Origin of the sequence: Aquimarina amphilecti (assembly GCF_900109375.1) — a bacterium.
GTDB classification, from domain to species: Bacteria; Bacteroidota; Bacteroidia; order Flavobacteriales; family Flavobacteriaceae; genus Aquimarina; species Aquimarina amphilecti.
In genome coordinates this window covers 773,743-800,550 of sequence record NZ_FOAB01000001.1, presented here as the reverse complement: position 1 = coordinate 800,550, position 26,808 = coordinate 773,743, and the positions used below count along the sequence as shown (strand labels likewise).

General features: G+C 30.0%; 28 protein-coding genes. 16 read left to right on the top strand and 12 right to left on the bottom strand.

Annotated features, from left to right (window positions below; translation table 11 throughout):
• Window positions 1–1,233: a response regulator gene (locus BMY33_RS03530; protein ID WP_091405670.1), complete on the bottom strand. Its 1,233-nt coding sequence runs from the start codon at window positions 1,231–1,233 to the stop codon at window positions 1–3.
• 196 nt (window positions 1,234–1,429) lie between these two features.
• Here BMY33_RS03530 and BMY33_RS03525 point away from each other — a divergent pair, with 196 nt between their 5' ends.
• From BMY33_RS03525 to BMY33_RS03515, 3 genes are all read left to right on the top strand, one after another.
• Window positions 1,430–2,077 carry a hypothetical protein gene (locus BMY33_RS03525; RefSeq protein WP_091405665.1) on the top strand — a complete coding sequence of 216 codons (648 nt, stop codon included), beginning with the start codon at window positions 1,430–1,432 and terminating at the stop codon, window positions 2,075–2,077.
• 224 nt (window positions 2,078–2,301) lie between these two features.
• Window positions 2,302–2,790 (top strand): RNA polymerase sigma factor, encoded by a 489-nt coding sequence (locus BMY33_RS03520; RefSeq protein WP_091405663.1) that lies wholly within the window; start codon window positions 2,302–2,304, stop codon window positions 2,788–2,790.
• A 5-nt stretch (window positions 2,791–2,795) separates the two neighbouring features.
• Window positions 2,796–3,407 (top strand): hypothetical protein, encoded by a 612-nt coding sequence (locus BMY33_RS03515; RefSeq protein ID WP_091405660.1) that lies wholly within the window; start codon window positions 2,796–2,798, stop codon window positions 3,405–3,407.
• A 77-nt stretch (window positions 3,408–3,484) separates the two neighbouring features.
• On the opposite strand, the gene BMY33_RS03510 is transcribed toward BMY33_RS03515, so the two are convergent.
• Complete coding sequence (locus BMY33_RS03510; RefSeq protein ID WP_091405659.1) at window positions 3,485–3,913, bottom strand: hypothetical protein; 429 nt, start codon at window positions 3,911–3,913, stop codon at window positions 3,485–3,487.
• Window positions 3,914–4,077: 164 nt separating this feature from the next.
• Between BMY33_RS03510 and BMY33_RS03505 the strand changes: the two genes are divergently transcribed.
• A complete protein-coding gene (locus BMY33_RS03505; protein WP_244542970.1) occupies window positions 4,078–4,500 on the top strand; it encodes a Dabb family protein in 423 nt (140 codons plus the stop codon).
• Between the two features lie 33 nt (window positions 4,501–4,533).
• Here the strand turns inward: BMY33_RS03505 and BMY33_RS03500 are convergent, their stop codons facing one another.
• Both BMY33_RS03500 and BMY33_RS03495 read right to left on the bottom strand, forming a co-directional pair.
• A complete protein-coding gene (locus BMY33_RS03500) occupies window positions 4,534–4,857 on the bottom strand; it encodes an ArsR/SmtB family transcription factor (protein ID WP_091405654.1) in 324 nt (107 codons plus the stop codon).
• Window positions 4,847–5,275, bottom strand: a complete 429-nt coding sequence (locus BMY33_RS03495) for an SRPBCC family protein (protein ID WP_091405652.1) — start codon at window positions 5,273–5,275, stop codon at window positions 4,847–4,849. Before BMY33_RS03495 ends, BMY33_RS03500 begins: the two co-directional genes overlap by 11 nt.
• Before the next feature lie 305 nt (window positions 5,276–5,580).
• On the opposite strand from BMY33_RS03495, the gene BMY33_RS23875 reads away from it, so the two are divergent.
• Genes BMY33_RS23875 through BMY33_RS03475 form a run of 5 tightly spaced genes read left to right on the top strand, consistent with a single transcriptional unit; the run spans window position 5,581 to window position 11,200 of the window.
• Window positions 5,581–5,712 (top strand): hypothetical protein, encoded by a 132-nt coding sequence (locus BMY33_RS23875; protein ID WP_280139518.1) that lies wholly within the window; start codon window positions 5,581–5,583, stop codon window positions 5,710–5,712.
• Window positions 5,696–6,847 (top strand): caspase family protein, encoded by a 1,152-nt coding sequence (locus tag BMY33_RS03490; RefSeq protein ID WP_170836992.1) that lies wholly within the window; start codon window positions 5,696–5,698, stop codon window positions 6,845–6,847. The genes BMY33_RS23875 and BMY33_RS03490 overlap by 17 nt, the downstream gene beginning before the upstream one ends.
• Complete coding sequence (locus tag BMY33_RS03485; RefSeq protein ID WP_091405647.1) at window positions 6,840–8,330, top strand: hypothetical protein; 1,491 nt, start codon at window positions 6,840–6,842, stop codon at window positions 8,328–8,330. The genes BMY33_RS03490 and BMY33_RS03485 overlap by 8 nt, the downstream gene beginning before the upstream one ends.
• Entirely contained in the window at window positions 8,281–9,414 is a 1,134-nt protein-coding gene (locus tag BMY33_RS03480) for a ComEC/Rec2 family competence protein (protein ID WP_139195579.1), read from the top strand. Before BMY33_RS03485 ends, BMY33_RS03480 begins: the two co-directional genes overlap by 50 nt.
• A gap of 40 nt (window positions 9,415–9,454) precedes the next feature.
• On the top strand, window positions 9,455–11,200 hold the full coding sequence (locus BMY33_RS03475) for an amidohydrolase family protein (RefSeq protein ID WP_091405640.1): 1,746 nt from the start codon (window positions 9,455–9,457) through the stop codon (window positions 11,198–11,200).
• Here the strand turns inward: BMY33_RS03475 and BMY33_RS23345 are convergent.
• Window positions 11,197–12,570 carry a glycoside hydrolase family 113 gene (locus BMY33_RS23345; protein WP_091405638.1) on the bottom strand — a complete coding sequence of 458 codons (1,374 nt, stop codon included), beginning with the start codon at window positions 12,568–12,570 and terminating at the stop codon, window positions 11,197–11,199. The two genes, BMY33_RS03475 and BMY33_RS23345, sit on opposite strands and share 4 nt — an antisense overlap.
• Before the next feature lie 192 nt (window positions 12,571–12,762).
• Here BMY33_RS23345 and BMY33_RS03465 point away from each other — a divergent pair, with 192 nt between their 5' ends.
• The 3 genes from BMY33_RS03465 (at window position 12,763) to BMY33_RS03455 (ending at window position 16,012) form a co-directional block, all read left to right on the top strand.
• Entirely contained in the window at window positions 12,763–13,410 is a 648-nt protein-coding gene (locus BMY33_RS03465) for a class I SAM-dependent methyltransferase (RefSeq protein WP_091405635.1), read from the top strand.
• Window positions 13,411–13,444: 34 nt separating this feature from the next.
• Complete coding sequence (locus tag BMY33_RS03460) at window positions 13,445–13,765, top strand: DUF6660 family protein (protein ID WP_139195578.1); 321 nt, start codon at window positions 13,445–13,447, stop codon at window positions 13,763–13,765.
• A 69-nt stretch (window positions 13,766–13,834) separates the two neighbouring features.
• Window positions 13,835–16,012 carry a TonB-dependent receptor gene (locus tag BMY33_RS03455; RefSeq protein ID WP_244542969.1) on the top strand — a complete coding sequence of 726 codons (2,178 nt, stop codon included), beginning with the start codon at window positions 13,835–13,837 and terminating at the stop codon, window positions 16,010–16,012.
• Window positions 16,013–16,066: 54 nt separating this feature from the next.
• Here BMY33_RS03455 and BMY33_RS03450 read toward each other — a convergent pair whose 3' ends face one another.
• The 3 genes from BMY33_RS03450 to BMY33_RS03440 all read right to left on the bottom strand — a co-directional run bounded on the left by BMY33_RS03450 (window position 16,067) and on the right by BMY33_RS03440 (window position 19,013).
• Window positions 16,067–16,912, bottom strand: coding sequence for a CPBP family intramembrane glutamic endopeptidase (locus BMY33_RS03450; protein ID WP_091405626.1), 846 nt, complete (start codon window positions 16,910–16,912; stop codon window positions 16,067–16,069).
• Window positions 16,913–16,973: 61 nt separating this feature from the next.
• Window positions 16,974–18,053 carry a helix-turn-helix domain-containing protein gene (locus tag BMY33_RS03445; RefSeq protein WP_139195577.1) on the bottom strand — a complete coding sequence of 360 codons (1,080 nt, stop codon included), beginning with the start codon at window positions 18,051–18,053 and terminating at the stop codon, window positions 16,974–16,976.
• 75 nt (window positions 18,054–18,128) lie between these two features.
• Complete coding sequence (locus BMY33_RS03440; RefSeq protein ID WP_091405621.1) at window positions 18,129–19,013, bottom strand: winged helix-turn-helix domain-containing protein; 885 nt, start codon at window positions 19,011–19,013, stop codon at window positions 18,129–18,131.
• A 126-nt stretch (window positions 19,014–19,139) separates the two neighbouring features.
• On the opposite strand from BMY33_RS03440, the gene BMY33_RS03435 reads away from it, so the two are divergent.
• Both BMY33_RS03435 and BMY33_RS03430 read left to right on the top strand, forming a co-directional pair.
• Window positions 19,140–20,132 (top strand): YceI family protein, encoded by a 993-nt coding sequence (locus BMY33_RS03435; RefSeq protein WP_091405618.1) that lies wholly within the window; start codon window positions 19,140–19,142, stop codon window positions 20,130–20,132.
• 128 nt (window positions 20,133–20,260) lie between these two features.
• A complete protein-coding gene (locus BMY33_RS03430) occupies window positions 20,261–21,811 on the top strand; it encodes a DEAD/DEAH box helicase (protein WP_091405614.1) in 1,551 nt (516 codons plus the stop codon).
• A 22-nt stretch (window positions 21,812–21,833) separates the two neighbouring features.
• Here the strand turns inward: BMY33_RS03430 and rlmF are convergent, their stop codons facing one another.
• The gene (rlmF, locus tag BMY33_RS03425) at window positions 21,834–22,709 is read right to left on the bottom strand and encodes a 23S rRNA (adenine(1618)-N(6))-methyltransferase RlmF (RefSeq protein WP_091405610.1); all 876 of its coding nucleotides are present in this window, start codon (window positions 22,707–22,709) and stop codon (window positions 21,834–21,836) included.
• 746 nt (window positions 22,710–23,455) lie between these two features.
• On the opposite strand from rlmF, the gene BMY33_RS03420 reads away from it, so the two are divergent.
• Window positions 23,456–24,070, top strand: a complete 615-nt coding sequence (locus BMY33_RS03420) for a matrixin family metalloprotease (RefSeq protein ID WP_091405607.1) — start codon at window positions 23,456–23,458, stop codon at window positions 24,068–24,070.
• Window positions 24,071–24,386: 316 nt separating this feature from the next.
• Here the strand turns inward: BMY33_RS03420 and BMY33_RS03415 are convergent, their stop codons facing one another.
• Both BMY33_RS03415 and BMY33_RS03410 read right to left on the bottom strand, forming a co-directional pair.
• A complete protein-coding gene (locus tag BMY33_RS03415; protein WP_091405605.1) occupies window positions 24,387–24,809 on the bottom strand; it encodes a DUF2147 domain-containing protein in 423 nt (140 codons plus the stop codon).
• A 192-nt stretch (window positions 24,810–25,001) separates the two neighbouring features.
• Window positions 25,002–25,208, bottom strand: a complete 207-nt coding sequence (locus BMY33_RS03410) for a hypothetical protein (protein WP_091405602.1) — start codon at window positions 25,206–25,208, stop codon at window positions 25,002–25,004.
• A gap of 109 nt (window positions 25,209–25,317) precedes the next feature.
• On the opposite strand from BMY33_RS03410, the gene BMY33_RS03405 reads away from it, so the two are divergent.
• Window positions 25,318–25,665: a hypothetical protein gene (locus BMY33_RS03405; RefSeq protein WP_091405599.1), complete on the top strand. Its 348-nt coding sequence runs from the start codon at window positions 25,318–25,320 to the stop codon at window positions 25,663–25,665.
• 80 nt (window positions 25,666–25,745) lie between these two features.
• Here BMY33_RS03405 and BMY33_RS03400 read toward each other — a convergent pair whose 3' ends face one another.
• Complete coding sequence (locus BMY33_RS03400; RefSeq protein ID WP_091405595.1) at window positions 25,746–26,801, bottom strand: Ig-like domain-containing protein; 1,056 nt, start codon at window positions 26,799–26,801, stop codon at window positions 25,746–25,748.
• Window positions 26,802–26,808 lie beyond the last annotated feature (7 nt).

Sequence of the window (26,808 nt, the reverse complement as noted above, 5' to 3'; positions counted from 1 at the left end):
CTAGTTTTGTACATGTTTATGTATCATTTCTAGTAATATATTTTTGTCATAAGGTTTTAATATATAGTCATTTAAGCCAGCTTGCATAATCTGTCTATTTAACTGAGTAACATCCACTGCTGTTAGCGCAATTATTGGTGTTTTATTATCAAATTCTCTTATTCTTTTCGTAGTACCAATTCCATTTAGTTTTGGCATATTTATGTCCATTAAAATGATATCATAAGAATGATCTTTAGCAAGTTCTATTGCATCAAAACCATTATCAATAGTTGTGCATTCAAAATTTTCTTTAGAAAGAATTTTATCCGCAACTAATAAATTAAGTTTATTGTCATCAACAATTAGCGCTTTTTGCTTATTATTTCCTCCTTCATTTTGATTAACATCTTTACTATTAGGATTAATAGTTTCTAGATTTATTACAAAAGCATATTCAGAACCAGCTTGAGAGTTATTCTGAAGGATGATTTCTCCATCTATTGATTTGGCAAGTCGCTTCACTATAGTAGAATTTATTCCAGTCCCTAAATAGGATTTTTTAACTTTATGTATATCAATAAATTCTCTATAAATGGATTTTTCCTCTTCTTTAGACACCTCATTTCCATCATGTTTAATCTTAAAGGATATATTATTGAATTTCCCTTTCTTGTTTATTAAATTAACAGAAAAAACAATATTCCCGTTTTTAGTGAATCGTAAAGCATTACTAATTAAGTTCATTAGTATTTGAGAAAGAATTGCAGGATTTCCTTGTAATTTTTCTGGGATATCTTCATCAAAATCTAGGTCTAACGTATTTCCACTATTTTCTGTAGCATAACCAAATGAATGAACGATGTTTTGAGTTAGTTCACGTAGATTAATTGGTCTTTTATCGGTTATAATTGTATCAGACTCTAGAATATTAACTTGTAGTACATTATTTATTAAGGTCAATAAATAATCACCGGAAAACTTTAAAGATTTGAGATTCTTATTATGTTCCAGTTCAGGATGTTCATTATACAGAATATTAGTTAACCCCATAATTCCATAAAGAGGGGTTCTTAATTCTTGACTTAGGGAGGATATAAACTCTTGGTTTTTTTGTACTTTCTTTTCTGTAGATCTGTGCAGTGAGTTCAGTTCTTTATCCTTTTTTTTGAGCTTAGATGCTAGTAAATAACATTTATAACCTAAAAAAATAATTAATATTGATAGTATCGTCCAGACGGCATAAGAGATCATTGGTTGTTTTTATGACAAAATAAAAGATATCAGATTTATCTTACAAGTTTAAAAAGGAGTTTTTTTTAGAAAAGTGGTTTTTTTCTTGATTTACTGAATATATTGATAGTTTGGTCGAGTTTTTGATTACAAATAATAAAAAAAAGTAAGGGAATGAGTATATTTAACGACAATATCTGATAAAGGAGTAAGGAAGATGAAATCTACAGTTGTATCGGTGTTATTAATTTTTTTTGTGAGTTCTATGAGTTCACAAATAGAAAAACCTTTATCATCTTTAAAAATAGATGATAATACTAATAATTTGGGAACAAGCACTTATAAGTTATCTCCAAGCTTGACCAAACCAAAAAATAGCTTCAGTTTATATAAGAGCCCTAAAGATTCTATACGTTTCAATAGAACGCAAAAACCTTTTGATATGACGGGTGATAATGGTCTTTTACAACCAAATTTTAAAGTGGTTCCTAAGTGGTTTCAAAAAGATAAAGAAATAAAGGAAGAATATAAATCTGATCAATATCTAGGGGATTTTAAAAGTAAATCAGAATTTGTTTATCTTATCTATAGAGATCATCAATCTGTTGATGGTGATTTAGTGCGAATTTTTTTAAATGAAGATGTGATAAGATCAAATGTATATTTGAACAGCGTTTTCGAAGGATTTAAGATTGATCTTATTAAAGGTTTTAATAAAATTGATATAGAAGCACTTAATCAAGGAACCTCTGGTCCTAATACTGCAGAATTTCAGTTACACGATGATCAAGGTAATATAATCACAGCTAACGAATGGAATTTGACAACTGGTGTAAAGGCTACTATAATTGTTGTTAAAGAGTAATACTATTGTAAATTTGATTTTTACCGTTACCTTCCATGCCCAATTAGGTTTTAATATCATATATATTCCAATTTCTTACAGTACTTTCTAATTATTTTCAAACAACATTTTCTATTGTGTTTATAAGGCTTTGAGTATATTTAATTCATAGCATTATTAATATTTTCAAAATATTTTGTGATTTTTTTTAAATACCACACACTAATGGTAAAAAGAAACTTAATATGAGTAAAGAAGATGAATTTACTCGGGTTATTAAGGAAAATGAAGGAGTTATTTTTAAAATAACTACAGTTTATACAGATCAACCCGAAGATCAACAAGATTTATATCAAGAAATAGTATATCAACTATGGAAAGCATATGGCTCTTTTAGAGGAGATGCTAAGGTGAGTACTTGGATGTATCGAGTTGCGCTAAACACTGCAATTACAAGATTAAAAAAAGAAAAGAGAAAAGGAAATAGAGTAGGAATTGATCAGGTGGTCCTAAAACAAACAGAAAATTATGATATTGAGTTTGAAGAAAAATTAAAAATATTATATGCCCATATCAAAATGCTTAGTGATCTAGAAAAAGGCCTCATTCTATTGGTATTAGAAGGTAAGAAATATGAAGAGATATCATTGATTACTGGTTTAACACCAACGAATGTAGGAACTAGAATATCCAGGATAAAACAAAAATTGAAAACACAAATAGTAGAAGAATAGAAGGGATGGAATTAGAAGAAATGCAAACAGTATGGTCTGAGATAAGTAACCAACTAGATAAACAAAAGAAGTTAACTGATAAAATGATTATTATGATGACACAAGAACAGTATAGAAAAAAATGGAATAAAATAGCCTATCCAGAAATATTTGGTACAATTATATGTTTTGGTATGGCAATATTGATTTTTTTGAATATTAATCAATTAGAAACTTGGTATAACATATTTTTTGGTCTTGCATCGGCGGTTGTATTAATAGTGCTACCAATATTATCATTGAGATCTATTAACAAGATGAGTGGTATTAATTTTTACGAGAATAGCTACAGAGATACTTTAATCAAGTATACCAAAAATAAAAAGCAATTCCAATCACTCCAAAAAATATCTTACTATCTAAGCTTCCTATTAATCTTTTTGATTCTTCCAGTAACTTCTAAAATTTTGGGAGGAAAGGATATGTTTACGGGAATTAAAAATCTTTGGCCATTGTTAGTTTTTATACCTGCTGGGATTACATTTTTTGTGTTTTTCACTAAATGGGTTAAAAAATGTTATGGAAAAAATATTAACGAAGCAGAAAGTATATTGAAAGACTTAGAATCAAATGAATAAGTTTTTTTAATTATTCTAAATGAAAATGACATCTAGTTTTAGATGTCATTTGTTTTTTATCAGCTATTTGACAAGGTTTAAGAAATCCAACCTTTAGATTTAGAAAATCTAGAAAACCATATCAGAAAAATAGCAAATACAACGATCATAACTGGCATATACAATCTTTGGCCAGATAGGGTTACAAAATCTTGAATAAAGAAATTATAAACTTGTTGCGCTAATATTGTTAATAATGACATAATAAAAAGAACTATTGCCCATTTCTTTTTTATAATAAGGGCCACACTACCAAAAAGTCCTGAAAAAACAGCAACTGCAAAAACTGCAGTTACCCAAGCAGGAATGTTATGATAAAAATTTTGATCAGCTTCTGGCATTGCATTTAGTATTTCTTCGGTCATATAAGCTTGTCCTAAATATGCCATTACTCCCATAATATTCCATATGAGTGCAATAATACTCACTATCCAAAACCATACAGGAATTTTGTTGTTTGTGTTCATAATTAATTGATTTTTAAGTTGTTTTGTTTTAACAATGTATGTAGAAAGCTAATAAAACACAAATTTCATTTGGTTTTCATAAATCAAAAGTTTTCTGATTTATGAGAATTACCCAAAAGATAATATGTTTTTGTATTTTTAGAAAGTAACCAATTATATCTACAATGAGTATTCTAAAAAACCTTAATAATATATTTAAAACTGTATTATTCTTAACGATTATTGTATTGATTTTCATGTTGTCATCTTGCAATAAGAAAGAGCCTATGTTTGATAAGAATTTTGTTCATTCTGTATACATATGGCTTAATAATCCTGATAATCCTGACGAAAGAAAGCTTTTTGAAGAATCTCTGAATAAGTTTCTTAGTACATCCAAGTATGCGAAAACTAATTTTATTGGTGCTCCTGCGGGAACAGATCGTGAAGTAGTAGATAATTCATATACATATTCCATAATTGTTACTTTTTCTTCAAAAGAAGAACAAGACTTATACCAAAAAGAAGAAGCACATTTGTTATTTATTAAAGAAGCCTCTTCTTTATGGAATAAGGTACAGATATACGATACTGTTAGTATCAATTAGTTGGTTTTAATGATCGGTTCATCAAATAATTTATTAAGATTTTTGATCAAGGTAATCTCCTAAGTTTCCAAGAGCATTATCCCAGAATTGTTCATAGAATTTTAACCATTTATTGATTTCCTTTAAAGGTTGTGTATCCGCTTTGCAAAATCGTTCTCTTCCTATAGCATTAATTTCTATTAGGCCCGCAGTTTCAAGTGTTTTGAGATGTTTGGTGACACCTTGACGGCTCATTTCGAATTGACTAGATATCTCGGTAATTGGAAGGGCAGTAGCAGCGATGACTAAAGCATGGAATATTTCGCGTCTGGTTGGATCAGAAATAGCCTTTAAAATCTTTGTTATTTTATCCTGCATATGTAGCCGTAGTTAAATATTCTGATAGACCTTTAATACAATTATCCCATCCACCATCAAAACTATTGAACATTTCTATAATGGTTTCTCCAGTATAATTAGAAATACCAGAATGCTCTAAAAGAAGTTTGGTCCCATTTTCTATTTTTTCTAGTGTCCATTTTACGGTTGTTTCGACATCAGTGCCTGCTATCTTCCAAGAGTATATGAGGGTATATGGAGTTGCTTGTTTGATAATACCTACGATGGGTTTACAATTTTCTTTATCCGGAGAGTTAAAAGTGTAGTTATAACCAACTTCTGCTTTAAAATCTGCAGGAAGAAACCAATTAGATATTTCTTCTGCAGTGGATATAGCATTCCATATTGTATCAATTGGATGACTAAAAACTTGTTCTTTGGTAATTAAATCTTTCATTTTGTGTGGTTTAAATTAATTAACGCAACTTTATGGTTGCTAATTTAAATATATATTATTGAAAAGCAACCATAAAGTTGCTTTTTTTTAAGAATAATTAATGTTATTTATTTTATATATAGCGTTAATTAGTGCAAAAAATTAGTTTTTTATTTTTTAAATGAATATTTCTTGTTAAATTATACCTCCTCAATTATAGATATATTCCCCCATTTTTTATTATTACTATTAAAGTGTTTTACATTTTAATAATTTTTAGTTCGTACAGTATTACGTATGTTGAAATAATATACCATATACTGGGTATGTTTTGTGTATTCAGAATTATAGAAATTACACCTGCAGATTTGCAATTAAATGAAATTGAATCTTTTTCTATTTCTGGCGCAAGCAATTTTGCTGATAAACCAAAAGTATCTTATGGCATTGATTTATAACCAAATAAATGAAGGACCACAAACTCATGTAATTATCATCGGTGTGGGAGGATATCGCTACTTATCCGGTGGAATTGAAGAAAAGGAGCAGAATTATGAGAACATCGGTCTTTTAAGGCAGTTATCGTCACCTCCTAAATCTGCATTAGCCTTTCGTGATCACTTGTTAGAGATAGAAAGTGATGTTCAAAAAGATTTTGTAAAACCTTTGGGGAGTATTGAATTATTGATTTCTCCCTCTCCTGATGATCCTAGTCCTGGAAATAGTGGAGAACAGTTCGAAGCAGCCAATTTCGCCAATATTTCTCGCGCGTATAATGATTGGAAACAGCGTTGTGATGATAATAAAGATAACGTAGCTATATTCTTTTTTAGTGGTCATGGTGTAGAAAAAAAAGATCATTATTTATTAGCTGAAGATTTTGGAGCTAATATTAATAATCCTTGGTTAATGGGAAGTTTTAGTTTTAATAAAACAAGAAGTGCTTTTCATTCTTGTAACGCATCTACACAATGCTTTTTTATAGATTCTTGTAGAAAAATTAATTCACAAATGCTCCAAAGGGATTTACCTGATATACCTTTAGATGTTCCATTATTAACAACACCAGATTGCAAACATGATTTAACAATGAAAGCTGCTGCGCATAATGAAGCGGCATATGGTCCAAAGAAGAAACCTTCCTTTTTTACACAGTCTATTATAAAAGCTTTACAAGGGTATGCTGCGGATAAAAGAGGAGCAGAGTGGGTTGTTAATACCGGCGATATAGCTACACAGATCCATAATATTCTTAGAACTATTAAATCTACAGAGGGGTATAAGCAACGATGTATTTATTCGGCTAGTGAACCTTCTAGTTTAATTACTTTCAGAAAAGCACCTCCAGCACATTTGTCCGTAGCTTGCGATCCGGCTGAAGCAACTAATGTGTCCAAGCTAATTTGCACTGCTTTAGAAGGAGGTACTGAATTTACGGAAGAGCCTAAATCTGATTTTTGGAAATTGGATATGACTGCAGGGATTTATAAGCTACAGACCGAATCACAAAGTGAGGAGTTTAGTAATGGAGAAACATATGCCTTAGTTAGGGCAATAGCTAACGAAAAAATAAATTGTTCGCGAAATGAGTAATCTATCTATACATATAATAACACACGGATATGATTCTTCTCGTATTCCTAAGAAAATTACTGTTTTGAATTCAAAATTAGAGGAACTTCATTCCTTTTGGATGAGTTATGATAGTTCTACAACTCTTGATGTTGTTTCAGGGGTTTACGGAGTAATATTAACACTGGCTTCCGGTAAGAAAATGGAAAAAGCTGTGATGGTAGGGCCTGATACTACTGGAATTGTCAAATTTGATCTATCTGGCTTAAGCCCCAGTGAGACTCAGGAATGGGCTTATTTATCTAAGAATTTATCGATACATAGTGATGAAGAAAAAGACTTAGTTGATAACATTTATTTAGGAGCTTGGATTCGATTATGGAAAAAAGATAATGAAAATTGGAATGTAGTTGATATTCCAATACAAGAATCTAGTTCTTGGAATGAAGAAGGAGTAAGTTATGAATTAGATGTGGAACGTAACCAACAATTTTTGCAAGTAGGAGGTCCTAAAATTCCTTGGCGATTAATTGCATTACCACCAAATAGTCATTTGATGTGTCTTATAAGACCAAATGAAGGTCCTGAGGGTATTGTTCACCCTTTAGAAGTCACCGTTACCACTGATAACTGGCATGCAGAGACTATTTTGACTTTACTTAGTCAAGATTCCAGATCTAAAGCCCAAGATCTTTATGAAAGTTCGGGTCTTAAATTATCTTCTGCGCAAGATTTACTTTATGGAAAAATGACAGATCCTGCTGCTGCTGCTATAGGCGGATATTATTTGTTAAAAACAGAAGAATTAGATCGATTACATAATTGGGCGGAGAATTTAGCGAATTGGATGCCTTGGATGTCCGATGGTTCTATTATTTGGGCTTGGCAACTTATTAAAGAAGGCAGGAAGAATGGAGTTATGAATATGGATGAAATTAGATTTCGGTTTTTAGAAGCTACAAAAAGGGGAATACCATTATATACAGAAGGATTAAGATTGTTGTGGGAAGGTTTAAAGATGCTATCAGGTAAAGGAGATTTTGATCCTGAAATAGAAAAAGCACTGGAAATAATAGATGAATATGCAGAAGCCGCAGATTGGACAACTACTACAACTACTTTTAATGGATTAGATCCACAAAGCCCTCTTAAAAAAATAAAAAAAGGAACACCGAAAGACACGTCATATATAGCATATATATACGATGTTCCGTTAAATGAGTTGTTACAGGATACTGATTTTGATCCAGTACATGATAATCTTGAAATATTCACTGAGGATACAATTTCTCAGAAGTTATCAATAGAATCGGATGGTCAGATCGTATCCAATGATGGAATAAAATTTAATTCCGTTTATAAGGCAGCAAAGGAACTTGGCTTAAAAGGAAATAATTCTGAAGTACGAAAAAAAATGGGTAGTATACATATTAAATTCCCTAAAAAGGATTTTGATGATGAGATCAGAATGTATAGGATGGGAAAACGAAAAAGAAAACTTTAAAACGATGTTTAATATAAAATTTTTGCCGGCGAGATTCGGGGATTGTATCTGGATAACCTATGGTTCTGAAGATAATCCTAGTCGAATTCTCATTGATGGCGGTACTGGCGGCACAAGACATAGTATTAAAAAACTAGTCAATGAACTTCCAGAAGATCAAAAAAAACTGGAATTATTGGTGGTTACACATATAGATCGAGATCATATAGAAGGTGTTCTTAGATTATTAGAAGAGGATCAATTACCTTTTCGCATACGTGATTTTTGGTTTAATGGATGGAGCCATATAAATACTAACACTCAAGATGTAATAGAACATTTTGGGGCTGTCCAAGCGGAACGCCTTTCTGCAATGATATTAAAACATAATCTGTCTTGGAATGGTGATTTTAATGGAAATACTATTGTAGTTGATCAAGAAGAGTTGCCCAAAATAACACTTCCAGGAGGAATGAAATTAACTATTCTATCTCCTGCACCGAAGCATTTGTCAGAATTAAAAGATAAATGGGAAGAGGAAGTAAAAGCAGCCAATTTAGATCCAGGATTTGGGTTAGAAGTTAACGATGAAGATGTCACAGAAGATGCTATTGAAAGTTTTGGAGAAGGGTTTCCGGATGTAGATGAATTGGTAAAAGAAGACTTTGAAGAAGATACTTCAGCTGGGAACGGAAGTAGTATTGCCTTTTTAGCTGAATATGAAGGAAAGAAAGTATTGTTTTGCGGAGACGCATTTCCGAGTCAGTTACTAGAGGCACTAAATAAAATTGCTTCGGAAGAGAAAATTGATTTAGAATTATTTAAAATATCACATCATGCCAGTTCTCATAACACAAGTTCAGAATTATTAGATAAAGTAAACTGTAAGAATTTTGTGATCTCTACCAATGGTAGAATTTATAAACATCCAAAAAAGGTAACTATTGCCAGGATATTAAAATCTTCTGGAGAAAACACTCGACTAATATTTAATTATAAATCTAAAATAAACGAGATTTGGGATGAGAATTACTTGAAAAACAAATATAATTACACTACAATATTTCCTACCCCAGAAGATGATATTGTAGCGATTGATCTGTAATATAAACCACAAAAAATAACACTTTTTAAATCAATTGATTATGAGTGATTGTACTAAGAAACCTGTAATAAATTGTCACACCCATATTTTTAGAGGAGAACATGTTCCTCCGTATTTAGCTAAAACTTTTGTCCCTTGGCCATTTAGCTATTTATTAAATACATCATTAATCCTTAAACTATTTAAAAATAGTATATCTAGTAATAATAAAAAATATCAGGATCCTTATATAGAAAAAAGACGTAATAGGATACTAAAAGCTATTAAATTAAGAAGAAACAAATTGCTTTCAGGAGTATTATCATTGATCGGAATGATACTGACTATTCATGTGTTTTTTATAATATTTAAATGGCTATCATTTGTTTTTAATCCTGAACAAAATGAAATAATAGGGTATATTGTTAAACTCCAGACTTGGTTAACAGAGTATCACCTGTTGTTTCCAATAAAAAACGTATATCTGCAAGCTCTTCTTTCTTTCATACTATTTAGTTATTTTAAGAGTGGACGTAATTTCATTTGGTTTGTTCTAAGTAAGACTATCAAGTTTTTTGCTATTCTACCAGGAAAAATGACCAAAGATTTATTAGAAAGATATTTGTTATTAGGGAGATTTACTTTGTATAAAAATCAAAGTAAAATTTTTTCATCCATGAAAGAACAATATCCGCCTGGAACAAAATTTATTGTTCTACCAATGGATATGGAATATATGGGAGCTGGTAAACTAAAACCAGAAAACTCTTATCAAAATCAGATGCAAGAATTAGCTGATATAAAGGAAAATAGTACTAATAAAGATGCTTTTCTCCCATTTGTATTTGTCGAACCAAGAAGAATAAAAGACGAAAAGGATCATTTAAAATACACTTTTGATAATGGTACAGTTACATTAGAGAATTGTTTTATCAAAGAATATATAGAGGGTAAAAAATTTGATGGGTTTAAAATATATCCAGCATTGGGCTATTATCCTTTTGATGAGGAGTTATTACCCCTTTGGAAATATGCAGCAGATAATCAACTTCCAATTATGACACATTGCATTAAGGGAACAATCTTTTATAGGGGAGCAAAGAAAAAGGAATGGGAGTCGCATCCAATCTTTAAAGAGATTGTAAACCTTAAAAATGAAATTTATGAACCTTTACTATTGCCACAACGCAAAAACAAGGATTTTTCTTTAAATTTCACACATCCGATGAATTACTTAGTGTTACTTAAAGAAGAATTATTAAGAATTTTGGTGAGCCAATGTAGACAGGATATAAGAGATTTATTTGGGTTTACTGACTTAAATACAGAATTGAAATACAATTTATCTCATCTTAAAATTTGTTTTGCTCATTTTGGTGGAGAAGATCAGTGGAATAAGTATTTAGAACTAGATCGATATGGATACAGTAATGAATTAATAAAAGAACCAGATTTTGGAATAGATTTTTTATACACCGCTAATCAAAAATTTAGTTGGAGAAAGCTTCAAGATTGCTGGAAATATGTTGACTGGTATTCTATCATTTGTAGTATGATGTTGCAACATGATAATGTATATGCTGATATTAGTTATATACTGCATGATGATCAAATTTTTCCATTGTTAAGGCAAACTATTAATAATCCTAAATTAGGTGATAAAGTTTTATTTGGGACCGATTTCTATGTGGTTAGAAATCATTCTGCAGAAAAGAATTTGGTGGCTACCACAACGGGTAACCTTACTGTAGAAGAATTTGATAGTATTGCACGTGATAATCCAGCGGTCTTTTTATCTAAGTTTTAATCACAATTATTAGTGGAGTACCATTTGGCTATTGTATTTTCTGCAGCCTTATATCTTGGAGAAAAATCTAAATCTTTAGCTGCATTTTCTTTCTTTGAACGAATATTCCATTGCCAAATATATGTTCCAGCAAACCATTCTTCATTCCATAATTCTTGATATAAAGCTTCAAAAGCTATTTGTTGAGTTTTGTCAGATTTTTGTTTGGATAAAATGCTTAAAGCAGATCCCCATTCCCAAGGCCTGATAGTTCCCGAAGCTTCACTTTTGTACCCCACTTCTGTAAATAAGATGGGTTTATTATGTTTTTCTGATAGTGGTTTCAACATGTTGATGTGTGTTTCCCAACCTTTTTTAACAGTGGTTATATCAGGGTTTTGATTTTGAGTTAGTGGAAAATAAGCTTGAATCCCTATATAGTCCATCTCATTCCAAAAATCAATTAATTCATATTCTCCATCCCAATTTGCTGCATATGTGAGTTTTCCTTTATAAATATTTTTAATTTCTTTTACTAATGATTTCCATTTATCGGGTTGAGCTTTTAAAGAGCTTTTTAATTCCGTTCCAATGCAAAATAGCTCTACTTCAGTTAATGCAGCAATTTTTGCATAATGTATCATATTCGCACGATATGATTCGAACCAAATATTCCAGTTTAATTCATTAGAATGTGTAATATTCGATCTCCAGCCAGAAGACAGCCAAAGGTGTGGTTTGAGCATGATATGAATGTTCTTTTTTTTAAGCGCATTAATTGTTTTAATATGCAAACTATCTCTTCGTGACCATCGACCAATCTCTTTTGGAACTCTCATTGTTAATGTTTGTTCATTCTCTTGATCTAAGAATGGAATTACGGCGACCCATTCTATGTTTGATTTGATTAAATCATTAATTGCATTAGCATTGTCTTTATCACGATTCCAACCGAAAACACTCATACCACGATGTTTTCCATCAATTTGATACAAATCTTTAGAAACACCACTATTATTTTCTACCGCAGGAATCCAATTATATTGAAAATTTTCAGAACTATTTTTGATAATAATAAACTGATAAGTCCCAAATAACAAAAAAACAGGAGTAAACAGTCTTAATGATAGTTGTTTGATCATTAATTTGAAACCTTTCTTTTTTCGTATTCTTATAAAATATCTTAAAATTAAAAAAAGGAAATATAGTATAACAAATAAGACATGAATCGCTATTAAGAAGTTCGTTCTATCTAATGCTTCTACAAAATATTTAAAAGAATCTAGAAATGTAACTCCGGCCGTTACCATTGCAACTATAACAAAAAGAACTAAACTTATTATCCAGTTGCAGATGTATATACTAAGTGTGGTAAACAGTTCCTTTTTCATCGTTATTATGCTCAATACATTATTAGAAGCGTAATATATATTTATGTTACATCGAATTTTAGGTGAATATCCTTTTTTTTGGTTTAAAGAAAACACAAACTTTTCATAAAATGAATATATGAGGTTTAATTAAACTGTATTTTGATTTGTCTAACTATCCTATAATCAATAAGAAATGTAAATACGTACTATATGAAAGATTATAATTCAATTTCATTACTATTAATTTTATTAGGATCTCATTTAATACAAGCGCAGTATAAGGAGTATGATTGGGAAGAAAGAGATACTTGGATGAAAGTATCGGAAATATTTAAGATTTCTGAAATTAAATCAGGAAGTATAGTTGCTGATATTGATTGTCATGAAGGTTATCTATCGGTTCATATGGCTAAAGCAGTAGGGAACTCAGGGAAAGTTTATGCTGTAGATGTTAGAAAAGATAGATTAGAAAAGTTAGATGCGCATATTAAGGATAGAAGTCTAACTAATGTAATTACCACCTTAGGTGATTATGATAATCCTAAGTTGCCCTTAGATTCGTTAGATGTTGTTGTTATTCTAGATACATATCATGAAATGGAAGATTACATAAAAATATTAACTCATGTTAAAGAAGCTCTTAAGTCTGGTGGTAACATAGTTCTTATAGAGAAATTTAAGGAGCATATGCTAAATAAGCCAAGAAAGGATCAAACAGAGGCACATACTATAGCAATGCACTATGTAAAGGACGAACTAATTAATGCTGGTTTTATAATTAAAACTGAGATTAAAGATTTTGGCAGGTGGAAAAAAGAAAAGAATAAACGAATTTGGATTTTAGTTGGAGAGAAGTAAGAATTGCAATCTATTTCATATATCTTTGTGAAAGATGAGATTTTTAACCGCAACATTGTCTGTTTTTTTGTTATTTATGTCAATAATGCCATGCTCAGATTCTTTTAATCTAGAGCATCAAGATGAACTATCAATAACAGATAAACAACACGATCACTCTAACGACACTGATGATTCTTGTGCTTCGTTATGTATTTGTGCTTGTTGCGGACTTACCATTACCTATGAATTAATAAAACCATTTGACATAGAGATTAATAGTATGATCATTTCAAATGATGATTTTACTAATCAACCCAAGTATACTTTTTTTTACCTTCCCAATATTTGGCAACCGCCTCAGTTTATTAGTTAAATATAATATTGGTTTTCTAATGCTAGAAACCATAACATACATTTAATTAATAAATAATATAAATTCATAATGAAAAATAATATATGGAGCGTAATGCTCTTTATATCACTATGTACGTATACTCATGCGCAAAATAGTGTATTAAAAATAAAAGTGGTTTCGGAGACTAATGAAGAACCACTAATTGGTGCTTCTGTTTATATCCAAGATATTAATACAGGAAGTATAACAGATCTTAATGGTTTAGCAACAATTGATAATATACCCAAAGGAAGTTATACTATTAAAATTTCATTTTTAGGGTACACTTCTTTAGAGCGTAATCTAGAAATTCCATACAAAGAAGTATTGATTGCGTATCTTAAAGAAAATGGAGAAGCTTTGGAGGAAGTTTTTTTAGAATCAAATCGAAGTACGCGTACTATAAAGAGGATTCCAACAAGAGTAGAGGTTATAGGTGGTGAAGAATTAAGCGAAAAGAATGCTATGAATGCTACTAATATTTCTATGGTTTTAAGAGAAAGTACGGGTATACAGATGCAGCAAACTTCTTTGAGCAGTGCTAACTCAAGCATAAGAATTCAGGGTTTAGACGGCCGATACACACAATTGCTTAGGGATGGTTTTCCCTTGTATGGTGGTTTTTCTAGTGGATTAAGTATTCTTCAGATCCCTCCTTTAGATTTAAAACAATTTGAAATAATTAAAGGAAGCTCTTCCACACTTTATGGAGGAGGAGCAATTGCGGGTTTAGTGAATTTAATTTCCAAAACACCAGAAGAAGAACCAGAATTAGATATTATGCTTACCCAAACACATGCTTTAGGAACCACGGGAAATATTTTCTATAGCAAGCGAACTAATAAATTTGGAGTTACCTTATATGGATCAGGATATATCCAGAAAGAGTTTGATCCAGAAAATGATGGGTTTAGTAATTTACCACGTACAAAATCAATCTCTGTTAATCCTAAATTATTTTATTATCCGTCGGATAAAACTAAGATTTGGTTTGGAATAAATGGAACTTATGATGATAGGATAGGAGGCGATATCAATGGAATTAAAAATAGGAATGATAATTTGTATACAGAAGAAAATGTTTCAAAAAGGATAAGTACACAAGCAGTTTATACTACAGAAATTGATACAGTGAAATCTATAAATATTAAAAACAGTTTTGCTTACTTTGATCGGGATTTAACTGTTCCGAATATTAATTTTAACGGAACTCAAATTAATTCATTTACAGAAGTAGCCTATAAGAATGACGGAAAGAGAAGCGATTGGATTTTTGGAGCAAACTTATACACTATCGATTTCGATGAAGAATCAAGTTCTTTAGAACGAGATCAAAGTGAGTTAACGGCAGGGTTATTTGTCAACAACATCTATGATTTTTCTGAAAATTGGATCTTGGAAACCGGTTTTAGAGGAGATTATGTGAATGACTGGGGCTTTTTTCCTTTGCCTAAACTGTCATTATTATATAAAGCTAATAATTCATTTTCCAGTAGAATAGGGGGAGGATTGGGATATAAAATTCCTGATATTTTTACTGAAGAAGCTGAATTGATTAATTTCAATAATATTTTAGCTATTGATAGCGATACTCTAGAAGCGGAAAGATCTTACGGAGTAAACCTTGACTTTAATTTTGAAACCTACCTTACCGATGAGATAGATTTTTCTATTAATCAATTATTCTATGTCACTGCTATTCAGGATGGACTATTATTAAGAGATACAGGTACTGGTTTTTTTGAATTTGAGAATGCAGGTGATAATATTGTAAGTAAAGGAGCAGAAACAAATATTAAGTTTAGTTATAGAGATTTTAGATGGTTTCTAAATTATGCTTTTATTGATACACGATTAAATTACTTGGATGGAAACCCTCAGAAACCATTAACAGCAAGACATAATGCAGGAAGTGTAGTTATGTATGAAAATGAAACATGGCGAATAGGTTTTGAAACATATTATACAGGAAAACAATTGCTTTCTAATGGAACAGAAACTACGGATTATGTTTTAATGGGACTATTGGGAATGCGTAATTTTAGTTGGGGAACAATCTTCGTAAACTTCGAAAATTTTACAGATAGAAGACAGAGTAGGTTTTCACCATTAGTTTTACCTCCTGTTAATGATCCTACTTTTACGGAAATTTATGCTCCAGCGGATGGATTTATTCTAAGTGCTGGGATTATTATAAAACCTTTTGGACAAAAAGAACATCATTAAATCTTTGTATAACAGGATATCTTTTAGATATTAAGAAGATATCCTGTTATAATTTTAAATTTCTGTATTTGTAAATGTTTTTTTCTTCCATAAGTACCCAAATACTAATATGATGATTACATAGAAAATATTAAAAATCATTGCGTAAGTAAATTCATCATTAGTATCAGTTATAGCAATTAATGTCCCTCCGAAGTGATTATTACTAGCGTGAACGAGTACTCCAATAAAAATAGAATAACGATTAAAACCTAGATATGCTATAATGAGGGAAAGTGCTATGCCTACTAAAGGGTAGGTTATAAAAGCCTCCATATATGGATGATTAGGAAAATTATAACCTTGAAGAGCGATAGGCATATGCCAAATACCCCAGACCAATCCGAGAAGTAATATTCCATAAAAGGCTCCAAAACTATTGATTACCTTTTCTTGTAGGTATCCTCTCCATCCAACTTCTTCACCAAGGATAAGGAATGCTGTAATTGGATATCCAATTATTAACAAAAGAGCTAATGTTAATGGAGTTTGACCAATCTGATCCAAACTTTTTATTGTTCTTATCTCTAAGAATATTTGTAAACCAATAATAGTAGAGAAATAAATAATTGGAATTATAAATGCATAAAAAGCACTTTTGAAAGATGGCTTAAAAAACTTTAAATCCTTCCAAGTACCACCTTCTTTTTTATTAATAATTATTGCTATAACAGCAGGTATGAATGCGTAGGTAAATGTTATAAGAGTATTTATAATTGGGTCAGAGAAATCTAAAAGGGTAGTAGTAGAGAATCCAAATGTCCAAGAGATACCCAGAACTAATAAAATATATTGTTTTGGTTTTAGAGACGAAGTTATACTTGTTGACACTACAGTTTGATTGCGATCAGTTGTATTCATGATATATATTTATCTGATTAAATGTTAGGCAAATAAATAGATAAACAATGTTTAAATCGACTCATTGGAAGCTTTGAGACTCTTTCTCGAATTCCTTTTTAAATTTTATAGGTGTCATACCGACTTGTTGTTTGAAAACACGATTAAAAGTGGCTTTGGAATTGAATCCAGAATCAAATGCAATAGAAAGTAAGGTTAGTTTATCGGCAGCACCTTCTTCTAATTGTTTTTTAAAATAAGTTACGCGATATGTATTAACGTATTCATAAAAATTAGAATCCAAACAGATATTTAGTAAATACGATAGTTTTTTATCAGAAACTTGTAAGATGTCTGCAGTTTTTTTTAAAGAAAGATCTTGTTGTTTAAAAAGTTCTTCTTCCTTAAACTTGATCTGTAATTGTGATTTTAGGTTTATAAGTTCTTCTGATTCACAATTAAAAAATGATTTAGTTTTATTTATTGAATTTTTAATTGAGCTTTGTGATATTTCATTAACCAAAAAGACTTGAGTTTGATTGATGCCAAAATACCCAATATACCAAATTAATAATACTAGGTAGAAGAGATTGATGTATATGAAAACAGGTTGAATTGGATAAGTAATGATTATTACTCCGCTAATTAGATCTATTAATAGAAAAACAATGAACCCTCTAATCCATATCGACAACCATTCTAGGTCTAATCTCTTTATATTGGCATAATTATTTTTGACTAGTTTTTTAAAACGTTTCAATAATTTGTTACTGATAAAGAGATAGTAGGATAGATGCAATATTCCTAAAAATGGAATAATGATAGAAACCATTGCGAAAATGGTTATTTCATTATCTATGGGTAACCCTAGAATATATTGAGGTATACTATAAAAAATAAAAGCGATCCCAAATGGTAGTAAATTATATCTGAATCTTTTTATATCAATACTGGACGTATAAATTGTTTTGATGTATTGAAAAATTAAAGGGCCTAATGCAAAAGGTGAAATAAAACCAATAGGAGATATGACAGTAAGAAGAAAATTCCAGTTTAAATATGAAGAAGCATAGGTTAGAAATAGAAATAAAAAGCCCAAAAGGATACTAGCAAGAAGTCTGTTTGCCTCACGTTTTTTCCAAGTGCGACTTAATAGTAACATTAGAAAAAAAATAGTACTAATCCCAGAGTATGTTAGGAATGTAAAGAAATCTTTCAAAAAAACGTTCTTATTGATTTAATTAGATGTGTTTATTTCCAATTTATAACCTACTCCGTGGACATTCGTAATTTTTACTTCTGAATCATTAACTAGTTTTTTACGCAATTTAGAAATAAACATATCTAGGCTTCTTCCAACAATTACACCATTATCTTCCCAAACTTGTTTAATAAGAAGTTCTCTTTTTACAATTTTGTTAGGATGCTGCGCAAAAATAGCAAGAAGTTCACTTTCTTTAGCGGTTAAAGAAATTTCATTCTTATCAATATTTAATTTTTGTTGATCAGGATAAAAAATATGTTTACCTAAAATGATTTCGTTAGAAGAAATATCTGAAATGTTTTCTTCAGACTTCTTTTTAAATAAAGTGAATCCGGTTATTAGTGTCAGAACGATAATAATAAAATAAAGAGTGTTAGTGCTACCCATTGCACTATATAAAGCCGAAGTATTTTCATTGAGTATAATTACCTTAATAGTATAACAGCTTTTTGGTAAATTCCTGCCTAAACATGAAATTTCATTATCCTTAAAAGGGCCCAATACTTCATAACTATAGGATACTTCATTAGTTTTACAGTTAATTAATTCAGTAATATAATCATAAGGAACTCCTGTTTTTTTAAATTCAGCATCTATAGTCTCTGCTAATATTTCAGGATTGATAAAGATTTCTTTTTGAAAGGATACTTCGAAAGTTTGATCAGATATTTCTTTTACTGGTAGGACAAGAGAAGTAGCATCATTATTTTTTAATAAAAGTTCATTACCAACACTTCTTAATGCGATTTTTATTTTTTCAGGATAAAAGGAAACTTCTTTTGAAGAAAAACTATGGATTGAAAATAGCGCTATTAATACAACAAGAGTAGTGGCTAATATTTTGACTTTATTTTTCATAAAATGACCAGTTATTTACAAATAACGGAAAATTTACAATTGATATACACTTTTTTACAATTGATTTAGCAAAGTAGCGTATGTCCAGAATTATTTTCGTTTGAGTAAAATTAAAAACAAAAATTAATGAAAACTAATGTAAGAATTCAACGTAATAATTTAAGTATTAATACTGTTAAAATCTATATGAGCGCATTCGTGTTTATAGTGTTTTATGGATGTTCTGGTAAAACAGACTTTATTGTGACTGATTCTGGACTTCAATATAAAGTAGTCAAAGATGGTTCCGGACCTATTGTAGAGAATGGACAAGAAGTTCTTATCCATGAAACGACTAAATACACAAATGATTCTATAGTATATACTTCGAGAAATAGAGAAGAACCTTTAAAGATTCTAGTTGGTGGTAATCAAGTGATAAAAGGAGTTGATGAAGGGCTGTTAGGAATGAAAAAAGGAGAGATAAGGAAGCTAATTGTGCCTCCGTCGTTAAGTAAGAGAATGGGAAAGGTTACATTTCCTCACCCTGATTCTACATTACTTTATGATATAGAATTAATTGGTATTGTAGAAAAAAAAATAGCTTCAGAAATTACTAATGGTAATATTTTAAAAATAGATAAGGAAAATAGTACGTTAAGGTGGGAGGGATTTAATAAACTTCATACTAGTGGTCATTATGGAACAGTAGATTTTATTAGTGGTGAATTTTTTAAGGAGAAAGATAGGATTACAGGAGGAGAGTTTATTATTAATATGAATACTATTGCAAATATAGATGGAGGATATAGTGAAATGTTGGTGGACCATTTAAAGAATTCAGATTTTTTTGACACAGAAAAATTCCCAGTTGCTAAACTTTCTATTGTAAATATTGATTACAAAGATGATTCAAATGCTTTAATAACAGCTGATTTAACGATAAGGGATGTAAAACAACTTGTAGAGTTTGAGGCAAGCATAACTTACAATGATGGTAAATTGTCTTTTATTTCAAAATTCATTATTGATAGAATTAGATGGAATATAACATATGCTTCAGGTAGTATTTTCGATAATTTAAAAGATAATTTAATTTCGGATGAAATACATTTTGAAGTGAAATTATTAACAGAATAAAGTGTGCAGGATATCCAATTTTATTTGTTTAACAACGAATTGTAAAAAAATAATGACATATTTTATGATAAATATTCTGCAAAAATGCATAAAAGGAATTAGTTTTGCAGCCCTAGAAATGAGAAAATATGTCGGAGTCAACTACAGAATTACAAGAAAAGAAAACAGGAAAAGATCTATATAGCTACCAAAAAGGAGCTATAAATAGAATTTTTAAAAGTTTTGAGGATGCTAGAGAAGATTACCATCTTTTATATCAATTACCTACTGGTGGTGGTAAAACAGTTATTTTTTCTGAAATTGTTAGACAATATCTAAAGCATCATAATCGAAAAGTATTAGTGATGACACACCGAATAGAGCTATGTAAGCAAACATCAAATATGCTTACAGGTTTTGGTGTAGATAATAAAGTAGTTGACAGCAAAGCAAACTTAGATGATCAAGAAAACTATAGTTGTTTTGTAGCAATGGTGGAAACCTTAAATAATAGGTTAAATGAAGATAAATTGGATATCTCTGACATAGGGTTAGTAATTATTGATGAAGCTCACTATAATTCATTTACTAAGTTATTTAAGTTTTTTGAAAGGTCATTTATTTTAGGAGTTACCGCAACACCATTAAGTTCTAATATAAAGCTACCGATGAAAGACAATTACGATGAGTTAATTGTTGGAGAAACGATAGAGTCTTTAATAGAAAATGAATTTTTAGCTCGTGCTGAGGTGTTTGCTTATAACATGGGATTAACATCACTAGAGGTAGGGTCTAATGGGGATTATACTGTAAAATCATCTGAAGATTTATATACTAATAGTAATATGCTTAGTCAATTACTTCAGGCATATGAAAAACATTCTAAAGGAAAGAAAACTCTAATTTTTAATAATGGTATCAATACTTCATTGCACGTATATGATACTTTTAGATCTGCGGGATATCCAATAGCACATTTAGATAATACGGCTACCAAAAAGCAAAGAAAGCAGATACTTCAATGGTTTAAAGAAACGCCTGATGCTATTTTAACTTCAGTAAGCATTCTAACTACAGGGTTTGATGAACCAACTGTAGATACGATTATTTTAAATCGTGCAACAAAATCATTGACATTATATTATCAAATGATTGGTCGTGGTTCTCGTATCTTAAAGAATAAATCTACATTCAATGTAATTGATTTGGGTAACAATTATCATCGATTTGGTCCTTGGGGAGCAGATTTAGATTGGCAGAAAATATTTAATTCTCCAGATTATTATATGGATAAGTTGCTCAATGATGAAGATATCGAAGGCAAGTTTAAACATGAAATGCCGGAGGAGCTGAGAGTAGAATTCGCTAATTCTGAAGAGGTGTATTTTGATATCAAAGAAACGTACCTAGATTCTGTTAGAAAAGGAGAGTCTTCTAAAGTCGTGTTAGAGAGATCAATAGCGCAGCATGCTAAAATTTGTATAGAAAATAGTGAGGATGTATATGATGCTATCGCATTAGCAAAGATGCTAGGAGATGATATTGATCATAGAATTCAGAGCTATGCAAAATGTATTAGTAGAAGTACGCATAACTTTTTATCATGGTTAAAGGATGACTACAGGAAGAAGCTTAATTCGTATTTAAGAGAGAATTTTGATACTATGTTTGAAGAAATCCATGGTAGACCACCAGAATAGTCTATATAATAGTTTATTAATGTTATTCTTTAGTGAATTTCCAAGCTATAAAACGGCTTTTTTTGTTTCCTTGTGACATTTCTATGGTTTTATGGATGGTGTTCAATTTATTAAGTTGTTTATAAATCTTAGGTAAGTTTTCTTTTTTGGATACCAATGAGGTAAACCAACCTACTTGTTTTTTAAAACCTATACTTTGTTTAATCATTCTTTTGATAAATAAAGATTCACCACCATTACACCATAGTTCATTAGCGTGTCCACCAAAATTTAATTCTAATGGAATAATAGTTTTATCCGATTTAGACAGGTTTTTCAATTTTCGTTGTGTACCTTTTTTTGCCTCTTCAGCAGAAGAATGAAATGGCGGATTGCACATGGTAAAATGAAAATACTCATCAGGAAGAATAATATCTTTTAATATGTTCGCATTATCTTTCTGATGCCGAACTTCTATATTGTTAATTAAATTTGAGTTAGACGTTATTATTTTTTGAGCGTAAGAAATGGCTTGTAAGCTAATATCTGATCCAACCATTGTCCATCCGTGTATTCTAGTTCCCAAAATTGGATAAATACAATTGGCTCCAACACCAATATCCAAACCTTTAATATTAGGATTATCGATGTCATTACTTAGTAAATCAGAAATATGATGTATATAATCTGCTCTTCCAGGAATTGGAGGACATAAATATCCTTTTGGAACATTCCAGCTTTCTATCTGATATTGATGTTTAAGAATAGCTTTATTTAACTCAATAACAGCTTCACTGTTAGAAAAGTCAATGCTAGAATTACCAAAAGAATTAGTTATTAAATAATCCGATAATTTAGGATTACTATTAGTGAGTTCTTCAAAATTATAAGAAGAATTATGAGAGTTTTTTGGATGCAATTGGCTTCTATATTATAGCTTCAAATATAGTGATATTCAAAACGATTTTTTATAAATGTATAGTGTATGTTGATTCATTTAGAGTTATTTATCCTAGACAACACGAAAGTATTTTCGTGTTATTTTTAATAATTAGTTACGGTTCTAAAGCTTTTTTATGGTTTTTCTCCATAATATTTAGATGAAATATCAGCTAATTTCGTTCAAATCACATTTAATACCGTTTAAATGCAATGTTAATTTTGTTAAATTTTGTTTTTTTTAGTGTTAAAGTAGCTAAATACGAGGCTTTGGGTTTGTTTTACTTTTACTGCAACATGTTTACGGTTAAGCCGTAATACTAAAATTTTAACATTTTAACTGTTAATATGCCTTAACCTTTACTACATAAGGTTTATGAGAATTATAAGTTCAAAATTTCTTTGTTTTTTGTTAACACTTTGTTTTTGTTAAAAAATCATTTAACACTCTATTTGTCATGAGGTTAATTGTTTGATATAGGGGAAAATACCCCCATGAATGAGTGTTTATATTCTCTATCTTTGGATTGATCGATTATCACACTCATTCACACAAACATATAATTATAGTTTACAAGCGATTTTTATTTATAGCTAGTAAAATCTTAGTAAAGGCTTATTTACGTAAGGAAATTATACTCATTTTAATTTAATGAATAGAAGTAAGAATTAGCTTACTTATTTATTTGGAGTTTAATATCAACAATCAAAAAAAAACAACAAGCCATGAAATTATTAAAGTTATTATTTGTGTTATCGATCTTTGTTTCTTGTGCGGCAGAAGATGATTCCGCTTCTTATCAAATAGAACAAATTTTTTCCGACAATTTAGAGAAAACCATAAAAGTTGATATTATATATGTCCAACCATCGGGAGTTTCAGGTAAATCTTCTTATAACTTGAATGAATCAGATTTTATAGCTAATCTGAATGGCAGTTTTTTTCATAGATATGGTATAGGATTAGAAAAAGGTGATGTAAAAACATTAAATAGTGATGAATTATATGATTTAAAAGATAACAGAGGACGAGAGTCTAGTATTTTTTTGCAGGAGACGCAAGATTTTTATCGAGAGGATAGAATAAACGTTTTTGTTATGAAAAGATCTAACACTGTGGCTATAGCTGGAATAGGAAAAGATAAGAGAGCTTTAATTACAGATGAATTTTTATTTACATCAACAGCTCCACACGAAATAGGTCATGCTTTAGGATTATTTCATTACCCAGAAGAGGGAAATATTATGAGTCAAATAAGACCGTATTTAAGAGCAGAATTTACTAGTGTGCAAATAGATAGATTAAAAAAAGCATTAGACAAAATAGAAGAAGAAAAATAAATAATTGTGCAAGAATAAAATGATTTCAGGCCCCAATCAGAAGCCCCAATTAATTCGAACTCCCCCTTTTAGTATGTGTACTTGATCTCTTTAAGAGTTATTTATCAAAAAGAAGACTGTGTACAATGTTAAATCAAGCAGATTGCATTATTTCATAATTTAATCTGTTTGATTTTTTAATAAAAAAATCTGTGTTTACCCTTAGAGCAGTTGTTATACTGCATAAATTCAATTATTAAAAACATCCATTTTGTGGATGTTTTTTGTTGTAACTCCAATGCGTATGATGTATAAGAATCTATATTTAATAAGAGATTTAATTTTTTACACGTACCGCCTCAAAAGTTTTAAATAAAATCCCTTTATAGGCTCTTATGTAACATTTGTCTTTGTTATCTGGATCAATCCAAACCTTTACAGTGTATGTTTTTCCGCTATCCGCATTATAAATTGTTCCACCATCTAATTCTCCGTCTTCAAAACTTAAGTTATTAAGAATATCCATTCCTAATAAAGGACGCTGTCTCAATTTTTCATCAGGATTTTTATTATCAAGGCCATTAAAATTAGATATAGGATTCTTTGCTCGCTGATTTATTTTTCCAAAAAAAAGATTTTTGTTTTTGTAAATTTCTATAATTGATCCTCCTTCTATTTGCCACTTTCCAACGTATGTTTCGGGAGTAATAGATGAATTGTATAATAAACAAGAAATGAAAATAATGAAGGTTAATCTCATTTAAAAAGTATGTTGTATAAGTTGTTTTGTGTTGGGAATATAAGTATAAAGTTTGGTTTTAATTTCTATTTATTCAATTAACTATATACTGTTTGCTAATTTCAGGAAAGATTCGAATACAAATTACAATAATAAAAAAGTATTATAGATGCTTGATTTTTAGTAATAGTGAAGTGTTAAAAGGAGAGTTACTTAATATTTTCTGTCTATAATATCTTTTATATCTACTTCCATATAATCTGCAATTTTTTGAAGTCTTTCGAAGTCTTTAGCTAGATTTTTACGCTTTACAACATAGTCTCCTGCTTGCGGACTTACTCCTAATGTTTTGGAAATTCCATATACCGTTTTAGCTCCTTTACTTTTTTTCAGAAGCTTCTTTAAATTCTTATTTATCATAATTCAAATATACATGTGTTTTTTTAATAATCAAATAAAATTTTATTAAAAATATATTTGATTAATCAAATTATATATGTATATTCGTCCAAACCAAAAATCATCACCTATGAAACTCTTACTTATTACTGCATTGTTTTGTGTATCTATCGGTTATGCTGCGACCGAACCAATAAATGAAAAGGAAAAAACTAAAAAAGAGAAGGAGAGTGTTAAAGAAGAAAATTCTTTAATATCCAGAAATTTTCATTCTGTAAAAAGATGGAAGATTACAATTGAATACACAAACGGCGAACTAATTTCTAAAACAATTACGTTGAATGAAAAATCAACAACAAGTCCTTTAGAACTCGCTTTTATAGAAGCTGAAAAATATATGAAGACACTTAAAAATGTAAAAAGTTATAATGTGTCACCAGTGTCTGGTAATTCTTTCGTTTTACTAGCTCATAATTAAGACCCTAATTCGTCTCAAAACTACTATTGAGAATCTAAATCCTACTTAGTGATAAAAAAGACAGTGTATACTGTCTTTTTTTATTTTATGATAAATTCTAATTTATGATTTTGGGAAGGAGTAATTATTTTCGAAGTATTGTGAATTTCGTCGTCAAATAAACGATTTAAGTTATTTCCTGCTAAATCTTCAATTGCAGAATCAAAATAGATTTCATATTTCCCTTTTTTCCATTGTTTTTTGGGTTTAAAGGAGAATATCTTTTCTTCGTTTAATAATGTACAGTCACCTTTAACTGATTGTCCCTTATCATCTAGTATTAATATATTATCAATACTACTTCCGTAGTCTATTGATTCTTCAAAATAGATTAGTAAATCAGACATAGAATCAGCAATGGGAATCTTAATTTGCCAATTACGAATATTTGGTTTGTTTCGATCTGCATTAATAATTATAAATTGCTTATAAAAATCTTCTAGCATAGAAACCCCGTTAGTATCTTTGATTTCTTTTGAAATAACCAATTGATACTTTTTATTATTGCTAAAAACAGAACCTAATTGTTTGTTAGGAATAAGATTGCGTTTTTGTCTTCCAGGTTCGACCCAAATAGTTAAAAGAGTCCCGTCATCGGAGATTAATGCATTCTCTAATGGTAGTATGGCTCTAGGTATAGTATCACCAGAATCACTGACGAACCGAATATATTTGTAAATATTGTTTTTGTTAATTGGTTTGGAAAATTTTATATACCATTTTAAAATATTAGATGGTAGGCGAGATGCGCTTGGAAATATCTTTGATATTTTTAAGGATTCATAATCTTTAGGAATTGGTAATGAAAAGTATCGTATAGTATGATTATAGAATACGGTGTATTTTTGATTCCATCCAAAAGGAACTAATGGAATAAAATACACCGTATTTTCCTTTTCTTTGATCTTTCCTAAAATAGGAGTAGAACTGGATGTTTCCTCTTCGGTTACTTCTCCATTGAATACAATAATATTTTTAGTTTCGGATATATCTTTTGATATGATAACTTCATTTTTATTAAAAGTAAAATTTTGAGATGTTTGACCAAACATTCCATAACCAACAACTATTAATAGGGCGCTAAAAAGGTACTTCAAAATAAAA